Source organism: Ensifer sp. 2TAB8, assembly GCF_052115125.1.
GTDB lineage: Bacteria > Pseudomonadota > Alphaproteobacteria > Rhizobiales > Rhizobiaceae > Ensifer.
This window is the reverse complement of the sequence record NZ_JBFRGB010000002.1, coordinates 328,850-349,388: the sequence shown is the minus strand read 5'-3', so window position 1 is coordinate 349,388 and position 20,539 is coordinate 328,850. Positions and strand designations below refer to the sequence as shown.

General features: G+C 63.1%; 19 protein-coding genes and 1 riboswitch. Of the genes, 13 read left to right on the top strand and 6 right to left on the bottom strand.

Annotated elements, in window-relative coordinates; translation table 11 throughout:
- The first annotated feature begins 7 nt into the window (after positions 1-7).
- The 10 genes from AB4Z53_RS07405 to AB4Z53_RS07360 all read left to right on the top strand — a co-directional run bounded on the left by AB4Z53_RS07405 (position 8) and on the right by AB4Z53_RS07360 (position 10,038).
- Positions 8-670, top strand: a complete 663-nt coding sequence (locus AB4Z53_RS07405) for a class II aldolase/adducin family protein (RefSeq protein ID WP_441595414.1) — start codon at positions 8-10, stop codon at positions 668-670.
- A 56-nt stretch (positions 671-726) separates the two neighbouring features.
- Positions 727-2,268, top strand: coding sequence for a glycerol-3-phosphate dehydrogenase (locus AB4Z53_RS07400; RefSeq protein WP_441595413.1), 1,542 nt, complete (start codon positions 727-729; stop codon positions 2,266-2,268).
- 11 nt (positions 2,269-2,279) lie between these two features.
- Positions 2,280-3,332 carry a class II aldolase/adducin family protein gene (locus AB4Z53_RS07395; protein WP_441595412.1) on the top strand — a complete coding sequence of 351 codons (1,053 nt, stop codon included), beginning with the start codon at positions 2,280-2,282 and terminating at the stop codon, positions 3,330-3,332.
- Entirely contained in the window at positions 3,329-4,615 is a 1,287-nt protein-coding gene (locus AB4Z53_RS07390; protein ID WP_441595411.1) for an FGGY-family carbohydrate kinase, read from the top strand. The genes AB4Z53_RS07395 and AB4Z53_RS07390 overlap by 4 nt, the downstream gene beginning before the upstream one ends.
- Positions 4,615-5,457 carry a TIGR01459 family HAD-type hydrolase gene (locus AB4Z53_RS07385; RefSeq protein ID WP_441595410.1) on the top strand — a complete coding sequence of 281 codons (843 nt, stop codon included), beginning with the start codon at positions 4,615-4,617 and terminating at the stop codon, positions 5,455-5,457. Before AB4Z53_RS07390 ends, AB4Z53_RS07385 begins: the two co-directional genes overlap by 1 nt.
- A 14-nt stretch (positions 5,458-5,471) precedes the next feature.
- Positions 5,472-6,410, top strand: coding sequence for a sugar phosphate isomerase/epimerase family protein (locus AB4Z53_RS07380; protein ID WP_441595409.1), 939 nt, complete (start codon positions 5,472-5,474; stop codon positions 6,408-6,410).
- 100 nt (positions 6,411-6,510) lie between these two features.
- Positions 6,511-7,290 carry a DeoR/GlpR family DNA-binding transcription regulator gene (locus AB4Z53_RS07375; protein WP_113540357.1) on the top strand — a complete coding sequence of 260 codons (780 nt, stop codon included), beginning with the start codon at positions 6,511-6,513 and terminating at the stop codon, positions 7,288-7,290.
- Complete coding sequence (locus AB4Z53_RS07370) at positions 7,287-8,054, top strand: triose-phosphate isomerase (RefSeq protein WP_441595408.1); 768 nt, start codon at positions 7,287-7,289, stop codon at positions 8,052-8,054. The genes AB4Z53_RS07375 and AB4Z53_RS07370 overlap by 4 nt, the downstream gene beginning before the upstream one ends.
- Positions 8,055-8,096: 42 nt before the next feature.
- On the top strand, positions 8,097-8,540 hold the full coding sequence (gene derI / locus AB4Z53_RS07365; RefSeq protein WP_441595407.1) for a D-erythrulose-4-phosphate isomerase: 444 nt from the start codon (positions 8,097-8,099) through the stop codon (positions 8,538-8,540).
- 214 nt (positions 8,541-8,754) lie between these two features.
- Positions 8,755-10,038, top strand: a complete 1,284-nt coding sequence (locus AB4Z53_RS07360; RefSeq protein ID WP_441595406.1) for a low temperature requirement protein A — start codon at positions 8,755-8,757, stop codon at positions 10,036-10,038.
- 354 nt (positions 10,039-10,392) lie between these two features.
- Here AB4Z53_RS07360 and AB4Z53_RS07355 read toward each other — a convergent pair whose 3' ends face one another.
- The 6 genes from AB4Z53_RS07355 to AB4Z53_RS07330 all read right to left on the bottom strand — a co-directional run bounded on the left by AB4Z53_RS07355 (position 10,393) and on the right by AB4Z53_RS07330 (position 16,339).
- The gene (locus AB4Z53_RS07355) at positions 10,393-10,866 is read right to left on the bottom strand and encodes a 6,7-dimethyl-8-ribityllumazine synthase (RefSeq protein ID WP_441595405.1); all 474 of its coding nucleotides are present in this window, start codon (positions 10,864-10,866) and stop codon (positions 10,393-10,395) included.
- Between the two features lie 93 nt (positions 10,867-10,959).
- Positions 10,960-11,109, bottom strand: a riboswitch (FMN riboswitch).
- Between the two features lie 122 nt (positions 11,110-11,231).
- Complete coding sequence (locus tag AB4Z53_RS07350) at positions 11,232-12,293, bottom strand: ABC transporter ATP-binding protein (protein WP_223724988.1); 1,062 nt, start codon at positions 12,291-12,293, stop codon at positions 11,232-11,234.
- An 11-nt stretch (positions 12,294-12,304) separates the two neighbouring features.
- On the bottom strand, positions 12,305-13,087 hold the full coding sequence (locus AB4Z53_RS07345) for an ABC transporter permease (RefSeq protein ID WP_113540351.1): 783 nt from the start codon (positions 13,085-13,087) through the stop codon (positions 12,305-12,307).
- Positions 13,084-13,965 carry an ABC transporter permease gene (locus AB4Z53_RS07340; protein ID WP_113540350.1) on the bottom strand — a complete coding sequence of 294 codons (882 nt, stop codon included), beginning with the start codon at positions 13,963-13,965 and terminating at the stop codon, positions 13,084-13,086. Before AB4Z53_RS07340 ends, AB4Z53_RS07345 begins: the two co-directional genes overlap by 4 nt.
- Positions 13,966-14,149: 184 nt before the next feature.
- Complete coding sequence (locus tag AB4Z53_RS07335) at positions 14,150-15,256, bottom strand: ABC transporter substrate-binding protein (protein ID WP_113540349.1); 1,107 nt, start codon at positions 15,254-15,256, stop codon at positions 14,150-14,152.
- A 204-nt stretch (positions 15,257-15,460) separates the two neighbouring features.
- Positions 15,461-16,339 (bottom strand): MurR/RpiR family transcriptional regulator, encoded by an 879-nt coding sequence (locus AB4Z53_RS07330; RefSeq protein ID WP_113540347.1) that lies wholly within the window; start codon positions 16,337-16,339, stop codon positions 15,461-15,463.
- Positions 16,340-16,514: 175 nt separating this feature from the next.
- Between AB4Z53_RS07330 and AB4Z53_RS07325 the strand changes: the two genes are divergently transcribed.
- The 3 genes from AB4Z53_RS07325 to AB4Z53_RS07315 all read left to right on the top strand — a co-directional run bounded on the left by AB4Z53_RS07325 (position 16,515) and on the right by AB4Z53_RS07315 (position 20,508).
- On the top strand, positions 16,515-17,288 hold the full coding sequence (locus tag AB4Z53_RS07325; protein ID WP_113540458.1) for an N-formylglutamate amidohydrolase: 774 nt from the start codon (positions 16,515-16,517) through the stop codon (positions 17,286-17,288).
- 113 nt (positions 17,289-17,401) lie between these two features.
- On the top strand, positions 17,402-18,949 hold the full coding sequence (locus AB4Z53_RS07320; RefSeq protein WP_223724985.1) for an amino acid permease: 1,548 nt from the start codon (positions 17,402-17,404) through the stop codon (positions 18,947-18,949).
- A 194-nt stretch (positions 18,950-19,143) separates the two neighbouring features.
- Positions 19,144-20,508, top strand: a complete 1,365-nt coding sequence (locus tag AB4Z53_RS07315; protein WP_441595404.1) for a glutamine synthetase family protein — start codon at positions 19,144-19,146, stop codon at positions 20,506-20,508.
- The last annotated feature ends 31 nt before the right edge of the window (positions 20,509-20,539 follow it).

Below are 20,539 nucleotides of genomic sequence, written 5' to 3'. Positions count from 1 at the left end.
ACGCGCCATGAGCGAACGCGAGCTGCGCCAGTCGATCGTCGACCACTGCCGCCACATGAACGCCATCGGGCTCAACCAGGGCACTTCGGGTAACATCAGCCTGCGCCACGGCGACACGATGCTGGTGACGCCCTCGGGCATTCCCTACGACGCAATGACGGCCGAGATGATCGTCGCCATGCCGATCGAGGGCGAATACGGTAGCTGGTCGGGGCCGAAGAAACCCTCGGTCGAATGGCCGTTCCACCTGGATATCCTGCGCGCGCGGCCGGAGATCGGCGCCGTCGTCCATACCCATGCGATGTATTCGACCATTCTGGCGATCGCCCGCAAGCCGATCCCGGCCTGCCACTACATGATCGCGGCCTTCGGCGGCAGCGACGTTCGCGTCGCCGATTATGAACGCTACGGCACCAAGGCACTCTCCGACAGCGTGCTGCGGGCACTCGAAGGACGCAGCGCCTGCCTGATGGCGAACCACGGCATGATCGCAACCGGCGCGAGCCTGGAGAAGGCGATGTGGGCGGCGGTCGAACTGGAGACGATCGCCAAGCAATATTACCACACGCTGCTGATCGGGGGACCGGTGGTTCTGTCGGATGCCGAGATATCCGGCGTGGTTGAAGGCTTCTCCACCTATGGCCTGCAAGACAAGACGAAGGTGGCCTGAGGCATGGCGAGGACTGCAGCAATGCCCGCAAAATGCGAAGCGGTTTTCCGTCCGGAATGCGCGAATTCAAAGGAGTGCCGACGGTGAGTTCCGAGACCGGAGTATACGATCTGTTTGTCGTCGGCGGCGGCGTCAATGGCGCGGGTATTGCGCGCGACGCGGCCGGGCGAGGGCTCTCGGTGCTGTTGTGCGAGAAGGACGATCTGGCGCAGGGCACCAGTTCGCGCTCGGGCAAGCTGGTGCATGGCGGCTTGCGCTACCTCGAATATTACGAGTTCCGCCTGGTGCGCGAGGCGCTGATCGAGCGCGAGGTGCTGCTGGAATCCGCGCCGCACATCATCTGGCCGATGCGCTTCGTACTGCCACACAACCCTCAGGACCGGCCGGCGTGGCTGGTACGGCTCGGGCTCTTCCTCTACGACCATCTCGGCGGGCGCAAGCGCCTGCCGGGAACGCGCAGCCTCAATCTCGCGACCGCGCCCGAGGGCGCGCCGATCAAGCGCGAGTATCGCAAGGCGTTCGAATATTCCGACTGTTGGGTGGATGACGCCCGGCTCGTCGTTCTGAACGCGCTCGATGCCCAGGCCCGCGGCGCGCGCGTGCTGACGCGCACCGCCTGCAGTTCGATCCGAAGGCGCGACGGGCTCTGGCATATCGAGATGACCGATACGCGCACCGGCGCCAGGACCGAGGCTAAGGCGCGCTGCGTCGTCAATACCGCCGGCCCCTGGGTCAACGACGTCATCGGCCGGATCGGGGGCTTGAACTCCAGCCGCAGCGTGCGCCTCGTCAAGGGCAGCCACATCGTCGTGCCGAAGTTCTGGGAGGGGCGGCAGGCCTACCTGGTGCAGAACCCGGACAAACGGGTGATCTTCATCAATCCCTACCAGAACGACCTTGCGCTGATCGGCACGACGGACATCCCCTATGAAGGCCGGCCGGAGGATGTGGCCGCCGACGACAACGAGATCGCCTATCTGCTGAAGTCGGTGAACCGCTATTTCAAGCAACAACTGACATCAGATGACATCGTCTACAGCTTCTCCGGCGTGCGCCCGCTCTATGACGACAATGCCGAAAACCCGTCGGCCGTCACCCGCGACTATATCTTCGAGGTCGATGCGGCCGATCAACAGGCGCCGCTGCTTTCGGTCTTCGGCGGCAAGATCACCACCTTCCGCAAGCTCTCCGAACATGCGCTGGAGCGGCTGAAACCCTTCTTTCCGAAGATGGGACCGGCCTGGACGGCCAAGAGTCATCTGCCCGGCGGCGACATGGCCGATGCCGACTTCGATCTGTTCCTGGGTGAACTCAGATCTCGCTATCGCTGGCTGCCCGCCAATCTCGCCAAGCATTATGCGCGGCTCTATGGCACCCGGACGCATGCGCTGCTTGCCGGCGCCCAATCGCTCGACGACCTTGGGCCGGCCTTCGGTCCACATCTGCGTGAGCGCGAGGCGCGCTTCCTGATCGAAAACGAGTGGGCGCTGACGACGGACGACATTCTGGACCGCCGAACCAAGCATGGCCTGCACATGACGCCGGCCGAGCGGCAGGCCTTTAGCCATTGGCTCGAACGCCAGCAGGCGGCGGCGTGAAGGAGGCCGGGATGCAAAGTCTGGAATTCGAAGCGCTTCTCGATCTTTCGGCCCGCGCCGGGTCCGATCCGCTGCTGGTGCAGGGGGCGGGCGGCAACACCTCGATCAAGGAGGGCGGCACGCTCTGGATCAAGGCCTCGGGCCTCTGGCTGGCGCAGGCCCGCCAACGCGACGTCATGGTGCCGGTGGCGCTCGAGCCCTTGCTCGATGCGCTGGAGGCGAACGATCCGGCGACCGAGAGGGCGCAGGATTTCGTGATAACCGAGCGCAACCCCTCCGGTCTGCGCCCGTCGATCGAAACCACTGTGCACGCGCTGATGCCGCAGAAGGTGGTGGTGCACGTGCACTGCGTCGAGACGATCGCGACGGCGGTGCAGATCAATGGTGCTGCGATCGCCGCGGAGCGGCTTGCCGGTGTCCCGCACGTGTTCGTGCCCTATGCCCGGCCGGGCCTGCCGCTGGCCAGGGCGATCGCCGAGCGCCTGCAGGACGACACCACGGTCCTGGTGCTTGGCAATCACGGCCTCGTCGTCGCTGCCGAAACCGTGGCGGATGCGGCTATGCTGCTGACGGACATCACGCGTCGACTGACCGGGCAGAAGCGCCACGCGCCGGCGGCCGACCTTGCGGCCCTTTCGCGGCTGGCTGTCGACAGCGACTATCGCTTGCCGGAGGATGCCGGCCTGCATGCGGTCGCGGCTGATCTCGACAGTTGCCGGCTCGCCGCCGGCGGCAGCCTTTACCCGGATCATGTGATCTTCCTCGGCAAGGGCGTCGTGGTGGCCGCACCCGGCGAAACCGCGCTTTCGATCGAGGCGAAGCGGCGTGCGGGTGGCGAGAGCCTGCCGCCACTGCTGCTTTTCCCCGGCAAGGGCGTGCTGGTGCAGAAGGAGATTTCTGCCGGCGCCTTCGCCATGGCGCGCTGCCTTGCCGACGTGACGGCACGCATCCCGGCGGACGCGCGGTTGCGCTACCTGACGGAGGCAGAGAATGCCGAACTTCTCGGCTGGGATGCCGAGAAATACCGCCAACAACTCAATCGCGCCGGGCAGGTGCTGCAATGAGCGGCCAACCGGACAGGCTCGTCGTCGGCATCGACCTCGGCACATCAGGCGCCCGGGCGGTGGTCATGGCGCAGGATGGTGCTATCCTCGCATCCGGTGCGGCGAAGCTCTCGTCTTTCTCCGGGGATCACCGCGATCCCATCGGCTGGCGGAAGGCTGTGCAGGCGGCGCTCGAGGAAGCGCTTGGGGGTGTCGACAGGCGGAAGGTTGCAGCGCTCGCGGTCGACGGCACCTCGGGCACGATGCTGCCGGTGGATCAGGCCGGCGCGCCGCTGGCGACGCCGATGATGTACAACGATCCGGTTGCCGACCGCGCGCTTCTCGACGCGGTCTCTGCCCATGCGCCGCGTGAAAGCGCTGCCCATGGCGCTACATCCGGCCTTGCCAAGCTTCTCGCTTTCCAGACTGTGCCGAGCGTGTTTCGGGTGATCCATCAGGCCGATTGGCTGGCCGGGTATTTCTCCGGGCTCTACGATGTTTCCGACGAGAACAATGCACTGAAGACCGGCTATGATCCGGTGTCGCGCTGCTGGCCAGACTGGATGGAAAAGACCGGCGCCCGCGTCGAGTTGTTGCCCGACGTGCTGCCGGCCGGCGCGCCGATCGCGACGATCGCACCGGTGGCAGCTGATGCCTTCGGGCTTTCAAGCGATGTGGTGATCGTTGCCGGCACGACGGACGGGTGCGCCTCGCTTCTCGCAACCGGCGCAGATCAACCGGGCGACGGCGTCAGTGCGCTCGGCACGACGCTGACGGTGAAGATGCTTTCCGACCGTCCGTTGTTTGCGCCGGAATACGGGCTCTACAGCCACCGCATCGGCGAGATGTGGCTGGCTGGCGGGGCGTCGAACACCGGAGGCGTGGTGCTGGCCGAGCATTTCTCGCCGGAACGGATTGCGGCCCTTTCGGCCGGGATCGATCCGGCGATCGAAACTGGGCTCGATTATTATCCGCTGGTGAAGCCCGGCGAGCGCTTCCCAATCGCCGATCCGGATTTCGCTCCGCGCATGAGCCCGCGGCCAGCCGATGATGCGACCTTCCTCAAGGCAATCTTCGAGGGCATCGCCGGCGTCGAGAGCCTTGCCTATTCGCGGCTGACATCGCTTGGCGGGCCAGGGCTCCGATCGCTCCGCAGCGTCGGCGGCGGCGCGAAGAATGCGGCCTGGACCGCGATCCGGGCGCGCAAGCTCGGCGTGCCGTTCCTGCCGGTTCTTTCCGAAGAGGCAGCCGCCGGTACGGCGCGACTGGCGCTGGCCGGCGCGAGAATAGCAGGTGTGTTGTGATGGTTGCCCAAGCTATCGAAAGACTGAGCGCGATCGCCGATCGCTATGATGCCTTCCTGATCGATCAGTTTGGTGTGCTGCGGGATGGTCGCGGGCCCTATCCGGGCGCGGCCGAAACGCTGGTGCGGCTGAAGGATGCGGGTAAACGCATCATCATTCTCTCCAATTCGGGCAAGCGCTCGGCGGAGAACGACCGCCGCCTCGTCGATCTCGGTTTCGTCTCAGGAAGCTGGGACTGGTTCCTGACCTCGGGCGAAGTCGCCTGGCAGATCCTAAAGCGGGAAGGTGAGGGCGCTGCCCGGGGACGTCGCAAGTGCCTGCTGATCAGTCGCGACGGCGACCTCTCGCCGCTGACCGGGCTCGATCTCGAACGCACGACTGGCGGTGCCGATGCCGACTTCGTGCTGCTCGCCGCGAGCGAGGGCGATGTCTACCCATTTTCGCACTATGAAGCGTTGCTTGCGCCTGCGGCCGCGCGCGGCGTCCCCTGCCTCTGCACCAATCCCGACAAGGTGATGCTGACGAAGGAAGGTACCGCCTTCGGCGCCGGCCGGATCGCTGATCTTTATGAGGAACTCGGCGGCACCGTTCGCTGGATCGGCAAGCCCTTTGCCGACATCTATGCGTCAGCGCTCGAATTTCTCGGGCAGCCGGATCCGCCGCGGGTCTGCGCGATCGGCGACAGCATCGAGCACGACATTGCCGGCGCTGCGAATGCAGGGCTTCACTCGGTGCTGGTGACGACGGGGATCCTGGAGCGCGCCTCGGGTGAGGAGCGTCGCAAGCTCTTTGCCGAGCACGGTGCCAGTCCCGATTTCATCCTTCCGAGATTCATCTGGTAGCCGGGAGTAAAGCCGTGGGCTTCACGCTGTCGCTCAATACCAATCCACTGGTCAACCGCTTCGCCGATCCGGATGACCTGATCGACACGATCGCCGAGAAGATCCGCATCGGCTACGTGCAGCTCACCCACGAGTTCGTCAATCCTGGCTGGCCGGCCGCAACGATCGCCAAGACCCTCAGGCAGTTTCGTCGGGCAGTCGACCGCACCGGCGTGAAGATCACCTCGGGCATGACCGGCCCCTATGGCCGGCTCAACCATTTCGGCCATCCGGACGCGGATGTGCGCCGCTACTATGTCGACTGGTTCAAGACCTTTGCCGATATCTCCGCCGAACTCGGCGCCTCCGGCATGGGCACGCAATTCGCGATCTTCACGCTTCGCGACTACGACGACCCGGTGCGGCGCGAGGAGATGATGCGGATCGCCATCGACTGCTGGCGCGAGGTTGCCGAGCACGGCAAAGCGGCGGGGCTTTCCTATGTCTTCTGGGAGCCGATGTCGGTCGGCCGTGAGTTCGGCCACACGATCGAGGAATGCCGGGCGCTCGACCGGCGGCTCGCCGAAGCCCATTTGCCGATCCCGATGAAGATGATGGTCGATATCGACCACGGCGACGTCACCTCCGAAAACCCCGACGACATCGATCCCTATGCCTGGGCAGGCGCCTTCCCGGAGCGTTCGCCGATCATCCACATCAAGCAGTCGTCGATGAACAAGGGCGGGCACTGGCCGTTTACCGCAGCCTATAACCGCGACGGCCGCATCACGCCGGAGAAGCTGATCGGCGCGGTCAAGGCCGGTGGCGGTACCGACAACGAAATCTGCCTGGAGCTTTCCTTCCGCGAGCGCGAGCCGACCGACCACAACGTCGTCGAGATGATCCGGGAGTCGGTCGAATTCTGGGAGCCCCACATCGACACGGGCTTCAATCGCACAGAAAAATCACACTAAAAGATCACAAAATAACGTTACTCAAATTGAAATATCACAAATAGGTGTTATCTTCTCACTGTGAGCGTGGCTGAGGTCGCGTGAAATCGGGGCCGAGACGATGAAGCCGGAAGACAGGCGACAGGCGATCATGGATGTGCTGATGGAGGCCGGAACGGCGTCCGTCGAAGATCTGTCGCTGCGCTTCGGCGTCAGCAAAATGACGGTGCATCGCGATCTCGACGACCTCGAGCAGGCAGGCCTCCTGCGCAAGGTGCACGGCGGCGCCTCGATCCAGTCGAGCCCGCAATTCGAAAGCGACTTCCGCTACCGCGAGAAGATTGCGATCTCCGAAAAGCGGCGGATCGCCGAACATGCGGCAAGCCTGATCGAGCCGGGACAGAGTATCCTGATCGACGACAGCTCGACGACGGGCGCGATCGCCGACTGCATCCGCGACATTCGCCCGCTGACGGTCATCACCAACAATCTCGGCGTGATCACCAGCCTTTCGGGCGCGCCCGGCATCAACGTCATCGCGCTCGGCGGACAGTACAGCAAGAAGTTCAATGGCTTCTTCGGCATTGTTACCGACGAGGCGCTCAGGTCGCTGCGCGTCGATATCGCCTTTCTCTCCAGTTCGGCGATCGAGGGCACCACGGCCTTTCACCAGGACCAGGAGGTCGTTCAGGCCAAGCGCCTGATGGTGAAGGCGGCCAAGCGCAAATACCTGCTGGTGGATCACGACAAATTCGGGCGCTCGGCGCTCCATTTCCTGACCGGGCTCGATGCCTTCGACGCGGTGCTGACCGGCGCCGAAGTTGCGGCCGAGCATGCCGCACCGCTCGAAGAGGCAGGCATCCGGCTGGTCAGGGTCGACAATCGCAAGGAGAAAGCATGAGCAAGTCAGGCCTCTGGGTCGGCACCAGCTGGAAGATGAACAAGACGCTCGCCGAGGCGATGGCCTTCGCCGAAGGTTTGGCGGCTGCCGACGCGACGCGTGACGCGCGCATCCAGCGCTTCGTCATCCCGCCGTTCACGGCTGTGCGCGAGGTCAAGGCGCGACTTTCCGGCACCAGCGTCAAGGTCGGCGCGCAGAACATGCATTGGGACGATGCCGGCGCCTGGACCGGGGAGGTGTCGCCGCTGATGCTTGCGGATTGCAACCTCGACGTGGTCGAGCTCGGCCACAGCGAGCGGCGCGAACATTTCGGTGAGACCGATCGCACCGTCGGCCTGAAGACGGCAGCCGCCGCGCGCCATGGCCTGGTGCCGCTGATCTGCATCGGCGAGACGCTTTCCGAGCGCGAAGCGGGCGAGGCAGATGCTGTGTTGAAGCGCCAGGTCGAGGGCGCGCTGGCACTTCTCGAGGGCGAGGCGAAGAAGGCGACGATCCTGCTTGCCTACGAGCCGGTCTGGGCGATCGGCGTCAACGGTATCCCGGCGACGGCTGACTATGCCGACGAGCGCCACAAGCGCATCGCCGAGGTGGCGGAAGCGACACTCGGCCGGCGCGTGCCGGTGCTCTACGGCGGCAGCGTCAATCCCGGCAATTGCGAAGAACTGATCACCCAGGCGCATATCGACGGCCTCTTCATCGGCCGCTCCGCCTGGGACGTCACTGGCTATCTCGACATTCTGCAGCGCGTCGCCAAGGYGATCTGAGCCTCCGGCCGTTGCAGCTCAAGAAGAACGAAAGGAACAATCATGAAGATTGCAATTGGAGCCGACAGCGCCGGCAAGCCCCTGCTGGATGTCATCGCCGCCCATCTCGGCGGCCGCAGCGACGTGGAAGTCGTGGACCTCAGCCAGTCCGGTTTCTATGCGGACCTCGCGCAGAACCTGGCGCAGCAGGTTATCGAGGGCAATCATGACCGCGGCATCCTGTTCTGCGGCACCGGCATCGGCGTCTGCATCTCCGCCAACAAGGTGCCGGGCATCCGCGCAGCGCTGACGCACGACACCTATTCGGCCGAGCGTGCGGCGAAGTCGAACAATGCCCAGATCATCACCATGGGCGCGCGCGTCATCGGGCCGGAGCTGGCAAAGTCGATCGTCGATACCTGGCTCGCATCCGAGTTCGACCCCAACGGCTCGTCGGCCGGCAATGTCGAGGCGATCAATCGCCTGGATGCTGCCAGAGCCGGATGAGGAAAGGTGCGGGCGGTTTTCCGTCCGAGTCCCACTTCCGATATCAAGGCCTAAACCGATCTCTCGATGCCCGTTGATCCTCCCTCAGGCATCGTGACGACACGCCCGGCAGAGATGCCGGGCGTTTTCGTGTCCGGTCTATCGCTTCGCCTTGACGAGGCTTCTGCAAATATTTGAATATCCTTGCGGATCGTCAAGTGAAGGACGTTGCCGCATGAATGAAGCAACCTCGACCGAGCCGCATCAAAGTGCACACCATCATGTGGCGCGCATGAGCGGCCGCGACACGCATGAACATCACCGGACGGCGACGACGCTCGAACTCCTGTTCGACCTGACCTTCGTCATCGCCTTCAGCCTGGCCGCTTCGCAGCTTGCCCATTTTCTCGCCGAGGGGCACACCTTTGCCGGTCTCTTCGGCTTTGCGCTCGCGACCTTTTCCATCTGCTGGGCCTGGATCAATTTCAGCTGGTTTGCCTCCGCCTATGACACGGACGACTGGATTTTCCGCAGCGTCACTATGGTGCAGATGGTCGGCGTGCTGATCCTGGCGATCGGCCTGCCGCCGATGTTCGAGTCGATCGACAAGGGCGAGCACCTCGACAACGGCATCATGGTGCTCGGCTACGTCGTCATGCGCGTCGCGATGCTCTTCCAGTGGCTGCGCGCGAGCCGCCAGGACCCAGCGCGGCGGAAGGCCTGCCTCACCTATGTGAAGGCGATCAGCGTCGCCCAGATCGGGTGGATCGTGCTGATCTTCGTCGACTTCTCACTGCTGGTGACCTTCGCCATGGTCGTCGGGCTCACGGCGATCGAGATGCTTGGCCCCTATTTCGCCGAGACGCGGGACGGTGGCACGCCCTGGCATGCGCATCACATCGCCGAGCGCTACGGGCTTCTTGCCATCATCGCGCTCGGGGAAGGGGTTGTCGGCACGGTCGCCTCGATCTCGGCCGTGGTCGAGGGGCAGGGCTGGGATCTCAATGTCGCGCTCGTCTGCCTGGCGGGTACGGGGCTTACCTTCGGCATGTGGTGGATCTATTTCCTGCTGCCGAGTGCCGAAATCCTGCACCACTACCGCCTCAAGCGGGCCTTTGTCTGGGGCTACGGCCACATGCCGATCTTCGCCTCGATCGTCGCCACCGGTGCTGGCCTGCATATGGCGGCCTATTACATCGAGCACAAGGCGCATATCGGTTCGGTCGCAACGGTGCTGGCGGTTGCGGTACCCGTGGCGTTTTACATCGGGCTGCTCTACGCGATGTACGCCTATCTCATGCAGCAGGCTGACCGCCTGCATCTCTGGCTGCTCGMCGGTACCGCGCTGGTGCTGGCCGCGTCCGTGGTCGCCGCGATCGCCGGGCTCGACATGGCCAAGTGCCTGATCATCCTGATGCTCGCGCCCGTCGTTACCATCGTCGGTTACGAAGTGGCGGGGCATCGCCATCGCATGGCGGCACTGGAGCGCAGCTTGCAGAAGGGCGAGGCGGCGCATTGATTTGACAAGTCGAAACAGCGGCTTGTCCGTTAACGCTGTCGAACCGATTCAGGCGCTTCACGAGTTGATTCAGGAGAGGGTAGTAGGGCGTGGCTGCCCCTCACCCTAGCCTTTCCCCGCAGGCGGGGAGAGGGGACGAGCTCTATAGCCAGCCCGTGCTTCTGAGCTCGGGCGGACCTCATTCTCGATGGTCAAGGGTGAGTTTAGGCGACACGAGTGCCGCGCGTGTCCTTCTCCCCGCGTGCGGGGAGAAGGTGGCGGCAGCCGGATGAGGGGCGAGCCCTCACCGTGCGGATGAGGGGCAACCGCCATTGCGGCGCCGTCAGGCCGGCTGATGTCGGAGCCCGCAGCCGATCAGGCGTTGACCAGCGCCAGCTTGGCGCGGGCGTCGAGGATCTGGGCGCAGGCGTTGGCGGCTTCCGTGCCCTTGGTAACGAAGTGCTCGCGGAAGAAGGCGATCAGCGGCTCGCTTTCCTGGAAATTGTGCGGCGTCAGCACGGCGGAAAGCACCGGCACATTGGTGTCGAGCTGCACGCGCATCATGCCGTCGAGCACGGTGCCGGCGACGAAATCGTGGCGATAGATGCCGCCGTCGACGACGAAGGCGGTGCCGAGGATTGCGGCATAGCGGCCGGTCCTCGCCAGCGTCTGCGCATGGAGCGGGATTTCGAGTGCACCGGGAACGTCGAAGATCTCGACATCAGCCGACGAGCCGCCGAGCTTCGTCCATTGCGCGACGAAGGCATCGACGCAGCGGTCGACGATATCGGCGTGCCAGCGGGCACGGACGATCGCGATCTTGGCGGTGGGGTGGGAAAGAATGGTCATGGTCTCAAGCCTTTCAGGGTTTGGCGTTTTCCAATGATCCCGTCGGGCGAACATGCATGCGCGCAAGGCCCCGTCGCGGGGTCCCACGTTTCTGCTTGCTCTCTTCCATCCGGACTGTGACCGTCGGCTCCGGAATTTGACCGGATCTGCTGACCCCCAGGGTGAAACCCTGAGGCGCTCGCGGGCTTCGGCCTTTCGACCGCTACCGCCGGTGGGGAATTTCACCCCGCCCTGAGAACAACGCGACTATATAGCGCCACCGTGCGCGGTCAAACGCACGRTGCGACGAAATTGCCGGAAATCACGACAGAATTTTCCAGGGTTTGCAGCCATCGGAAGAAATCGTTCCGATGGCTTCAATAGGCTTACTCGCGGATGACGAGCAGGTCCTTGGCGGCGAAGCGCAGCGTTACGTTGTCGCCGGAAACCGGCGGGGCGACGCCCGGATTGTTGAACATATCGAAGGAGATGACGTCGCCGCCGACGCGCAGCCGCGTGCGGATGACCGAGCCGAGGAAGCTCGTCGAGACGACTTCGCCGGCGAGCGACGTATCGCCTTTGGCACCTTCAGCGATCGAGCCTGCTTCGGGGCGCAGCGCCAGCGAAATGCTGTCGCCACCCTTCATGCCGGCGATCGGATCCTTCAGCGCCACCTGCTGGTTGCCGATCGTCACGGCGCCCGAGGCGGGGTCTGCCACCTTGCCCTCGATGATGCTGAGCGTGCCGACGAAGGACGCGACGAAGCGTGTCGCCGGCGTGTTGTAGATCTCGAAGGGGGTGCCGATCTGGTCTGCGCGGCCGCCGTTCATGACGACGATGCGGTCGGAGATCGACAGGGCTTCTTCCTGGTCATGGGTGACGAAGACGGTGGTGATGCCGAGCTGCTGCTGGATCTGCCTGATTTCTTCGCGCAGCGACACGCGGATCTTGGCATCGAGCGCCGAAAGCGGCTCGTCGAGCAAGAGCACCTGTGGCTTGACCGCAATGGCGCGGGCAAGGGCGACGCGCTGCTGCTGGCCGCCGGAGAGCTGGTAGGGGAAGCGGTCCGCCAGATGATCGAGCTTGATCAGCCCGAGCATCTGCTTCACCCTTGCGTCGATCTGCGACTTTTCGGTGCCGGCGATCTTCAGACCGAAGGCGACATTGTCGTGCACGTTCATGTTGGGGAACAGCGCATAGGCCTGGAACACCATGCCGATGTTGCGCTGGTTTGGCTTCAGCGAATTCTGGTCCTTGCCGTTGATGACGATCTGCCCGCTGGTCGGCGTCTCGAAGCCGGCGATCATGCGCAGAACCGTCGTCTTGCCGCAGCCGGACGGTCCAAGGAACGAGACGAACTCGCCCTTTTCGATGTTCATGTTGAAATCGTGCACGACCTGAACCGGGCCGAAGGACTTCTTGATGCTGGTGAGTGAAAGGAAACTCATGAGTGCGGTCCTCAGGCCTTGGGGGGCGCGCTTCTTTGGAAGCGCGAGACGAGCTGGATGAGGCCGAGGCAGCCCCAGGTGATGCCAAATGCGATAACGGCGAGTGCTGCCGGCTCATAGGCGCGGTTGGCGCCGAGAAGCTGCATGTACGGGCCGAAGGCTGGGCGGTTGAGAAGCGCTGCCATGGTGAACTCGCCGATGACGATGGCGAAGGTCAGGAAGGCGCCCGACAGAACCGCGACGAGCACGTTCGGCAGGATGATCTTTGCCAGGATCGTCGCCCATCCGGCGCCAAGGCTCTGAGCGGCCTCGGTCAAGGTGGCAACGTCGATGGTCCTCAGTCCCGTATCCACGGCGCGGTACATGTAGGGCAAAGCGAGTGTTGCGTAGCCGAACATCAGGAGGATGTTGGTGCCCGTGAGCGAACCCGTCAGCGGCAGCCAACTCGAGGTGTTGTAGAGCCGGATATAGCCAAAGACGATGACGATGGCCGGGATGACCAACGGCAAAAGCGTGATGAACTCGATAACGGGACGCAGGCGCGGCAGCTTGAGGCGGACCCAATAGGCGGTCGGCACGACGAGCAGAACGCCGAAGATGATGGTGAACAGCGCCTGCATCACCGAATAGGTGAAGGTTTCCTGGAAGCGCGGGTCGCTGAAGACCTTGCCATAGGCGTCGAAGGAATATTCGCCGCGGCGCATCTTCAGCGAAAAGTTGGTCATGCCGATGAGCGGCAGGGTGAAATAGAGGAGGCCGAAAACGAGGGCTCCCCAGGCCCAGATCTTCTTCATTTCAGCCACCTTTCGCTGCGGGACCGAAGCCAGATGTAGATCGCGTTGGCGATGCCGGTGACGACGATCATGCCGAAGGCGAGGGCGTAGCCGAGATGCGGATTTCCGAGCACGTCGCCGCGGATCTGCGCAAAGAGCAGGATAGGCACGATGGAGAGCGACGAGCCGGTGAGCGCGATGGCAGTGGCCACGGCGCCGAAGGCATTGGCGAAGAGCAGCGCCAGCGTACCGAGCAGCGACGGCAGCAGGATCGGGAAGGCGACCATGCGCCAGTATTGCAGGCCGGTGGCGCCAAGAATTTCGGCGGCCTCGCGCCATTCGCGCTTCAGGCCGTCCAGTGCCGGCGTGATAATCAGAATCATCAGCGGGATCTGGAAGAAGAGATAGGTGACCGTCAGCCCCCAGAAGGAGAGAAGGTTGAAGCCGAGCATTCTCAGGTCGAAGCCGAAGTTCGAGCGAAGAAAAACGGTGACGATACCGACCGGGCCGAGGGTCGCGAGAAACGCGAAGGCGAGCGGCACGCCGGCGAAGTTGGAAGCGACGCCGGAAAAGGTCAGGAGCGGTCCGCGGATGCCTTGAGGCAAGCCGCCGAAAACGATGGCGGACGCCATGGAAAAGCCGATCAGGCAGCCGAGAAGCGCCGAGGCGATGCTGATCTTGATGGAGATCCAGTAGGCGGCAAGGATCGAGGGCGTGAACAGGCCCCGGATGTTGTCGAGCGTGAAGCCGCCATCGGGCGTCTGAAACGCGCCGACCACGATCTTCATCGTTGGCAGAAGCAGGAACAGCGTCACGAAGGCGGCAAAGGGCAGGATGCCCAGCCAGTGAAGCGGTAGGCGACGCGCCGGCGGGCTGGCGTCGGGTTTAGCAGATGACATTCCGTTCGCGCCCCTGAAGCCGCGTTATCGACGCGGGCGTTATAGATTGTTGCAAGCGAGAAGCGGGATGCAGACGGAAACCGCACACAGATTCCAGATCTCGCTCCAAAGACTTGAATTTCTTACGAATAACCTATGCGCCCCGGTCGGAAAACCGGCCGGGGCGACAGGACTGTGGAAAGGCTTACTGGACGTTCGCGCCGACGACGGCATCCCAGCCACCGGTGACTGCGGCCTTGTTGGCGTCGACTTCTTCGAGCGTCGGGAAGTAGGCCTTTTCATAGGCTGCTGCCGGCGGCAGGGCGTCGATCAGTTCCTGCGGAACCTTGCCGGCCTTGACCATGGCGTTGAAGCGGGTCGGGTGGCAGAAGCCCTTGAGCCAGCCCAGCTGACCTTCGTCGGAGTACAGGTGCTCCATCCACAGCTTGGCAGCGTTCGGGTGCGGCGCGTAGGCCGAGATGCCCTGGACGTAGACGCCGGCGAGAACGCCGCTGGCCGGAACGACGACTTCGGTCGGCGGGTTGCCGTTCAGCGTCTTTGCCCAACCGAGTGCGTTGTAGTCCCAGGCGACGACGATCGGGGTCGAGCCCTGGGCGAGCGTGCCGGACTTGCCGATAACCGGAACGAAGTTGCCGTTCTTGTTCAGCTCGGCGAAGTAGCCGAGACCGGCTTCACCGGCTTCCTTGCCCGACTTTGCGCCCTTGGCGAGGCCGGCGGCGAGAACGCCGAGGATCGCCTGGTTCGAGGCGCGCGGGTCGCCGGCGAGAGCGACCTGACCGGCATATTCCGGCTTCAGGAGGTCGGTCCAGTCCTTCGGTACGTTCTGGACGAGGTCCTTGTTCACGAGGAAGGACATCACGCCGTAATAGTCGCCGTACCAGTAACCTTCGGCGTCCTTGACGCTGTCCGGGATCTCGTCCCAGGTGGAGACCTTGTAGGGCTGCAGCAGGCCTTCGGCCTTCATCTGCGGGCCGAAGGCGAGGCCGACGTCGACAACGTCGGGAGCCTGCGGGCCCTTGTTGTCCTTGTTGGCCTTGACGGCTTCGACTTCGTCAGCCGAGCCGGCGTCCGGGTTCAGTTCGTTGACCTGGATTTCTGGATACTTGGCCTTGAAGGAAGCGATGACGTCGCCATAACCGCACCAGTCGTGGGGCAGGGCGACCGTGGTCAGCATGCCTTCCTTCTTGGCAGCTTCGATGAGCTCGGCGCTCGGCTCGGCAGCGGCAATTGCGGTCGTCGCCAGGAAAATGGCGGTGGAGAGCGAAAGCAGGCGTTGGGTTTTTGAAATCACTGGGGTTCTCCTTATGGGTTTAGTCAAATTCGTGGTGTTTCAGTCGATTTCGGCGAAGCTGTTAAAGAGGTGCGATGAAAGTAATGTGACAGTGGTTTTTCCGTTCGCGCCGCCTATGTCGTTGGAAGAACATTTCTTTTTCGATGCTGGCGGCTCACTGTCGCATAACTGTATGAATTTCCGTGAACAGGTCGGCGAGCACTCCTAGACGGGTTTGCGAAAGATGCGGGTGGAATCGAACAGGCCTTCGAGCGTCTTCATTCGGTCCCGGGTCTCCTCCCAGTTCGAACTCTGTACGGCTTCGATCAGGGCTTCGATCAGGAACAGGATCACGACCGAGCTGTCCCAGGCCGACGGCACTTCGATCTGCGAACGGAACACCCGGGAGGCGGACTTGGCGACCGGCGACGTCCAGCGATCGGTGAACAGGATGATCTCGACGCCGCGCTCACGGGCGGACTTGGCGAGCGTCACCATTTCCTGTTCGTAGCGGCGAATGTCGAAGAGAATCAGCACGTCGCCCTGGCGCATGTCGAGCACATAGTGCGGCCAGGCGCTGGCATTGGAGGCGATCTCGATCACCCCGGGCCGGATGACCTGGAGGTGGGTGAAAAGATAATCGGCAAGGGCGTGGGTAATGCGGCCGCCAAGCAGGTAGATGCTGCGCTTGCGGTCGGCGATGAGGGCCGCGGCTTCGTCGAAGTCCTGCGGCTCGATCTGCGTCAGCGTTTCGCGCAGATTGCTGGTGATCGCATCGGCAAAACGGTTGAGCGTGTGGGTTCCCGGTGCGTTGGCTGCCCAGCGGTCGTGCTTGGTGATCGGATTGGAAATCGTCGCTTCCAATTCCTGGTGCAGCCTTGCCTGAAAATCCGGAAAACCGCGGAAACCGAGCTTCTGCACCATGCGCGCAACGGTCGGTGTCGAAACACCGGCGTTCTCGGCAACGGTGGTGATCGAGCCGAGTCCCGAAACGGGATAGTTGTCGAGAAGTGTCTCCGCCAGTTGCTTCTCCGCGCGGGTCAGCACGGTGAAGTGGGCGTTGATCACATCCGACACCGTTGTGGATGTCGCCTTGCTGCTCAAATTGTCTCCCCTGAACCGATCTAAAGCCGGTTTGTGACAGATTAAACATCGCTGTCACAATTGGAGTCAATCGCAATTTTGAAGAGATCGTTTCAGATTTTGATTGACACTTGCCAATCTCTGAAGAATTCTTTTCATTAACGAACGTCTAACGGGGCAAGAGGGGATGCCGGTGTTGACGCGACTTTTGACAGAAGCAGATGGCGATCCGGTTGCGATCGAAAACGCCTCGGGGAAGGGCGATATCGTGCTCGTCTGCGAGCACGCCTCGCGCCGGGTTCCAGAGCGCCTGGGTACGCTCGGGCTTACGGAGCAGGCGCTTGAAAGCCACATCGCCTGGGATCCGGGCGCGCTTGCCGTCGCCAGGCTTCTCGCCGCCAAGCTCGATGGGGCACTGATCTACCAGCGCTTTTCGCGGCTCGCCTATGATTGCAATCGCCCGCCCGAGGCGGAGGCTGCCATGCCGGTCCTCAGCGAAGTGTACGAGATACCGGGAAACCGGACGATGACCGAAGACGAGCGGCAGGCGCGGGTCGACGAAATCTATCGCCCATTCCACGATTCCGTCGCGCGCTTCGTTTCCGAGCGCAAGGCCGCCGGCAGGCCGCCCGTTCTCGTGACGATGCACAGTTTCACGCCCGTCTACTTCGGCAAGCCTCGGTCGGTCGAGGTCGGTATCCTGCACGACGCGGACAGTCGGCTGGCCGACCATATGCTCGTGGCTGCGACGAAAGGGCAGGTCGCCTTCGATATCCGCCGCAACGAGCCCTATGGCCCGGCTGACGGCGTCACCCATAGCCTGATCGAATACGGCGTCCACAACGGACTGCCGAATGTGATGATCGAGATCCGCAACGATCTCATTCGCAACGAAATCGGCCAAAGGGTCATGGCCGATTATCTGGAAGGATTGCTCCGCAAAGGCGCAGTGGCACTTTCAGCACAATAAAAGACCCTGGGGAGCGGCATGGCCGCGGTCCTGTTCCGGCTCGCCGGGACGGGTGGTTGATGGGACCCAGCCGCAATGGGGCGGCCTGGTCTGAAGAAATCAGGGGAAGAAAAATGTCAGACTACAGTGATTTGGACAAAAAGCAGGACATGAGTGTCTTGCACTCTATGGGCTACGCCCAGGAGCTCGAGCGGCGCATGAGCCAGTTCTCGAACTTCGCGGTGTCGTTCTCGATCATCTGCATTCTTTCTGGCGGTATCAACTCGTTGGCCCAGGCAACGGCCGGCGCGGGGGGCGCCGCGATCGGTATCGGCTGGCCGCTCGGCTGCTTCATTTCCTTCGTCTTTGCCGTCGCCATGGCGCAGATCAGCTCGGCATATCCGACTGCCGGCGGCCTCTATCACTGGGGCTCGATCCTCGGCAACCGCTTCACCGGCTGGCTGACGGCCTGGTTCAACCTGCTCGGCCTCGTCACCGTTCTCGGCGCGATCAACGTCGGCACCTACTACTTCTTCATGGGGTCCTTCGGCACGCCCTATTTCGGGCTTGAAGACACGACGCTGACCCGCATCATCTTCCTCGCGATCATCACCGGCGCCCAGGCGCTCGTGAACCACATGGGCATCGGGCTGACCGCGAAGCTCACGGACTTCTCCGGCTATCTGATCTTCGCGACGTCGATCCTCCTGGCTCTCGTCTGCCTGGTCGCTGCCGACAGCTACGACATCGCGCGCCTCTTCACCTTCTCCAACTATTCCGGCGAAGCCGGCGGCAACGTCTGGCCGGAAACCTCGGGCACCTGGGTGTTCCTGCTCGGCCTGTTGTTGCCGATCTATACGATCACCGGCTACGACGCTTCGGCGCACACTTCGGAAGAAACCGTCAAGGCGGCCCATTCGGTACCGCGCGGCATGGTCTCCTCCGTGCTCTGGTCGGCACTCTTCGGCTACATCATGCTGTGCTCATTCGTGCTGATGATCCCGAACATGGATGAAGCCGCCAAGCAGGGCTGGAACGTATTCTTCTGGGCGATGGAAGCTCAGGTCAATCCGATCGTCAAAGACGTCCTCTATCTCGCCATCCTCGTCAGCCAGTGGCTGTGCGGCCTGGCAACGGTCACCTCGGTGTCGCGCATGATCTTCGCCTTCTCGCGTGACGGCGGCCTGCCGGCCTCCAAGGCGCTTGCCAAGGTGAGCCCGACCTACCGCACGCCGGTTGCCGCGATCTGGACCGGCTCGATCCTCGCCGTCCTGTTCGTCTGGGGCTCGTCGCTGGTCTCGATCGGTGAAACGCCGGTCTATACCATCGTCGTTTCGTGCACCGTCATCTTCCTGTTCTTCTCCTTCGCGATCCCGATCACGCTCGGCCTGTTCGCCTGGGGAACCTCGAAGTGGGACAAGATGGGCCCGTGGAACCTCGGCGAGAGCATGTTCAAGCTGTTCGCAGTCTTGTCGATCATCGCCATGGTGCTGATCTTCATCCTCGGCGTGCAGCCGCCGAACGACTGGGCGCTCTACATCACCGTGGGCTTCCTGGTGCTGACCGGCGCGGTCTGGTTCGGCTTCGAGAGCCGCCGCTTCCGTGGCCCGCCGATCGGTGACGAAGTGGCACGCCGCCAGGCGGAGATCGCCGCCGCAGAAAAGGCCGTCGGCCAGATCTGATCAACGACAGGAGGGCGGAAGCGCGACCGCGACTTCCGCCTTTTCTTTGGGGCCGGAACGAAATCGAAAGACAATGTGCGCGGTTTCCGGCCCGCATCCCGCGCCAAACAATTCGAGCTGATCACGTTCACGCGGCCAAAAAATATCGTGACCTCAAGGGAACGGCCGCGTGACAAAACATGGGATGGAAGTTGATGAGCTATACGTTTGATGAGTTGAAGGAAGACGTCGCCGCCGGCCGCATCGATACGGTGCTCGCCTGCCAGGTCGACATGCAAGGCCGGCTGATGGGCAAGCGCTTCCACGCGCAGTTCTTCGTCGACGGCGCCTGGAAGGAAACGCATAGCTGCAACTACCTGCTTGCGACCGACATGGAGATGGAGACCGTTCCCGGCTACAAGGCGACGAGCTGGGAAAAGGGCTACGGCGACTATACGATGAAGCCGGACCTTTCGACGCTTCGCCGCATTCCCTGGCTCGAAGGCACGGCGCTGGTGCTCTGCGACATGCTCGACCACCACACCCACGAGGAAGTGCCGCATTCGCCGCGCGCAATCCTGAAGAAGCAGGTGGCCCGGCTCGTGAAGATGGGCCTCAAGGCCTATATGGCGAGCGAGCTCGAGTTCTTCCTCTTCGACCAGTCCTATGACGATGCCCGCCAGTCGGGCTATCGCGACCTGCAGCTCGCCAGCGGCTACAACGAGGACTACCACATCTTCCAGACCACCAAGGAAGAGGATGTGATGCGGGCGATCCGCAACGGTCTCCAGGGGGCCGATATCCCGGTCGAGAACTCGAAGGGCGAAGCATCGGCCGGCCAGGAAGAAATCAACGTGCGCTACGCCGACGCACTGACGATGGCCGACCGCCATGCGATCATCAAGAACGGCTGCAAGGAGATCGCCTGGTCACGGGGCAAGGCGATCACCTTCCTCGCCAAGTGGAACTATTCGGCGGCCGGCTCGTCCTCGCATATCCATCAATCGCTCTGGAGCCTCGACGGCAAGACCTCGCACTTCTTCGACGAGGGCGGCAAATACGGCATGTCCGAGATGATGCGCCACTATGTGGCGGGGTTGCTCACCCATGCGAGCGAGATCACCTATTTCCTGGCGCCCTACATCAATTCCTACAAGCGCTTCATGGCCGGTACCTTCGCCCCCACCAAGGCGGTCTGGAGCAAGGACAACCGTACGGCCGGCTATCGCCTGTGCGGCGAGGACACCAAGGCGATCCGCATCGAGTGCCGCGTCGGCGGCTCCGATCTCAATCCCTATCTCGCCTTTGCAGCTTTGATCGCGGCGGGCATTTCCGGTATCGAGAACAAACTTGAACTGGAAGCGCCCTTTGTCGGCGACGCCTATGGCGGCAAGGACGTGCGCGAAATCCCGCGCACGCTGCGCGATGCCACTTCGGCGCTGAGCGAATCCAAGATGCTGCGCGCTGCCTTCGGTGACGAAGTCATCGAGCACTACGCGCGGGCCGGACGCTGGGAACAGGAAGAATACGACCGTCGCGTGACCGACTGGGAAGTCGCGCGCGGCTTCGAACGGGCCTGATGGAAGGTTCTGATCTTCAAACCGGTGGCCG

Excerpts from the sequence above, each read along its gene's own strand:
- AB4Z53_RS07405 (WP_441595414.1), top strand. The coding sequence starts at position 8 with ATGAGCGAACGCGAGCTGCGCCAGTCGATCGTCGACCACTGCCGCCAC.
- AB4Z53_RS07400 (WP_441595413.1), top strand. The coding sequence starts at position 727 with ATGCGCGAATTCAAAGGAGTGCCGACGGTGAGTTCCGAGACCGGAGTA.
- AB4Z53_RS07395 (WP_441595412.1), top strand. The coding sequence starts at position 2,280 with ATGCAAAGTCTGGAATTCGAAGCGCTTCTCGATCTTTCGGCCCGCGCC.
- AB4Z53_RS07390 (WP_441595411.1), top strand. The coding sequence starts at position 3,329 with ATGAGCGGCCAACCGGACAGGCTCGTCGTCGGCATCGACCTCGGCACA.
- AB4Z53_RS07385 (WP_441595410.1), top strand. The coding sequence starts at position 4,615 with ATGGTTGCCCAAGCTATCGAAAGACTGAGCGCGATCGCCGATCGCTAT.
- AB4Z53_RS07375 (WP_113540357.1), top strand. The coding sequence starts at position 6,511 with ATGAAGCCGGAAGACAGGCGACAGGCGATCATGGATGTGCTGATGGAG.
- derI (WP_441595407.1), top strand. The coding sequence starts at position 8,097 with ATGAAGATTGCAATTGGAGCCGACAGCGCCGGCAAGCCCCTGCTGGAT.
- AB4Z53_RS07355 (WP_441595405.1), bottom strand. The coding sequence starts at position 10,866 with ATGACCATTCTTTCCCACCCCACCGCCAAGATCGCGATCGTCCGTGCC.
- AB4Z53_RS07350 (WP_223724988.1), bottom strand. The coding sequence starts at position 12,293 with ATGAGTTTCCTTTCACTCACCAGCATCAAGAAGTCCTTCGGCCCGGTT.
- AB4Z53_RS07345 (WP_113540351.1), bottom strand. The coding sequence starts at position 13,087 with ATGAAGAAGATCTGGGCCTGGGGAGCCCTCGTTTTCGGCCTCCTCTAT.
- AB4Z53_RS07340 (WP_113540350.1), bottom strand. The coding sequence starts at position 13,965 with ATGTCATCTGCTAAACCCGACGCCAGCCCGCCGGCGCGTCGCCTACCG.
- AB4Z53_RS07320 (WP_223724985.1), top strand. The coding sequence starts at position 17,402 with ATGTCAGACTACAGTGATTTGGACAAAAAGCAGGACATGAGTGTCTTG.
- AB4Z53_RS07315 (WP_441595404.1), top strand. The coding sequence starts at position 19,144 with ATGAGCTATACGTTTGATGAGTTGAAGGAAGACGTCGCCGCCGGCCGC.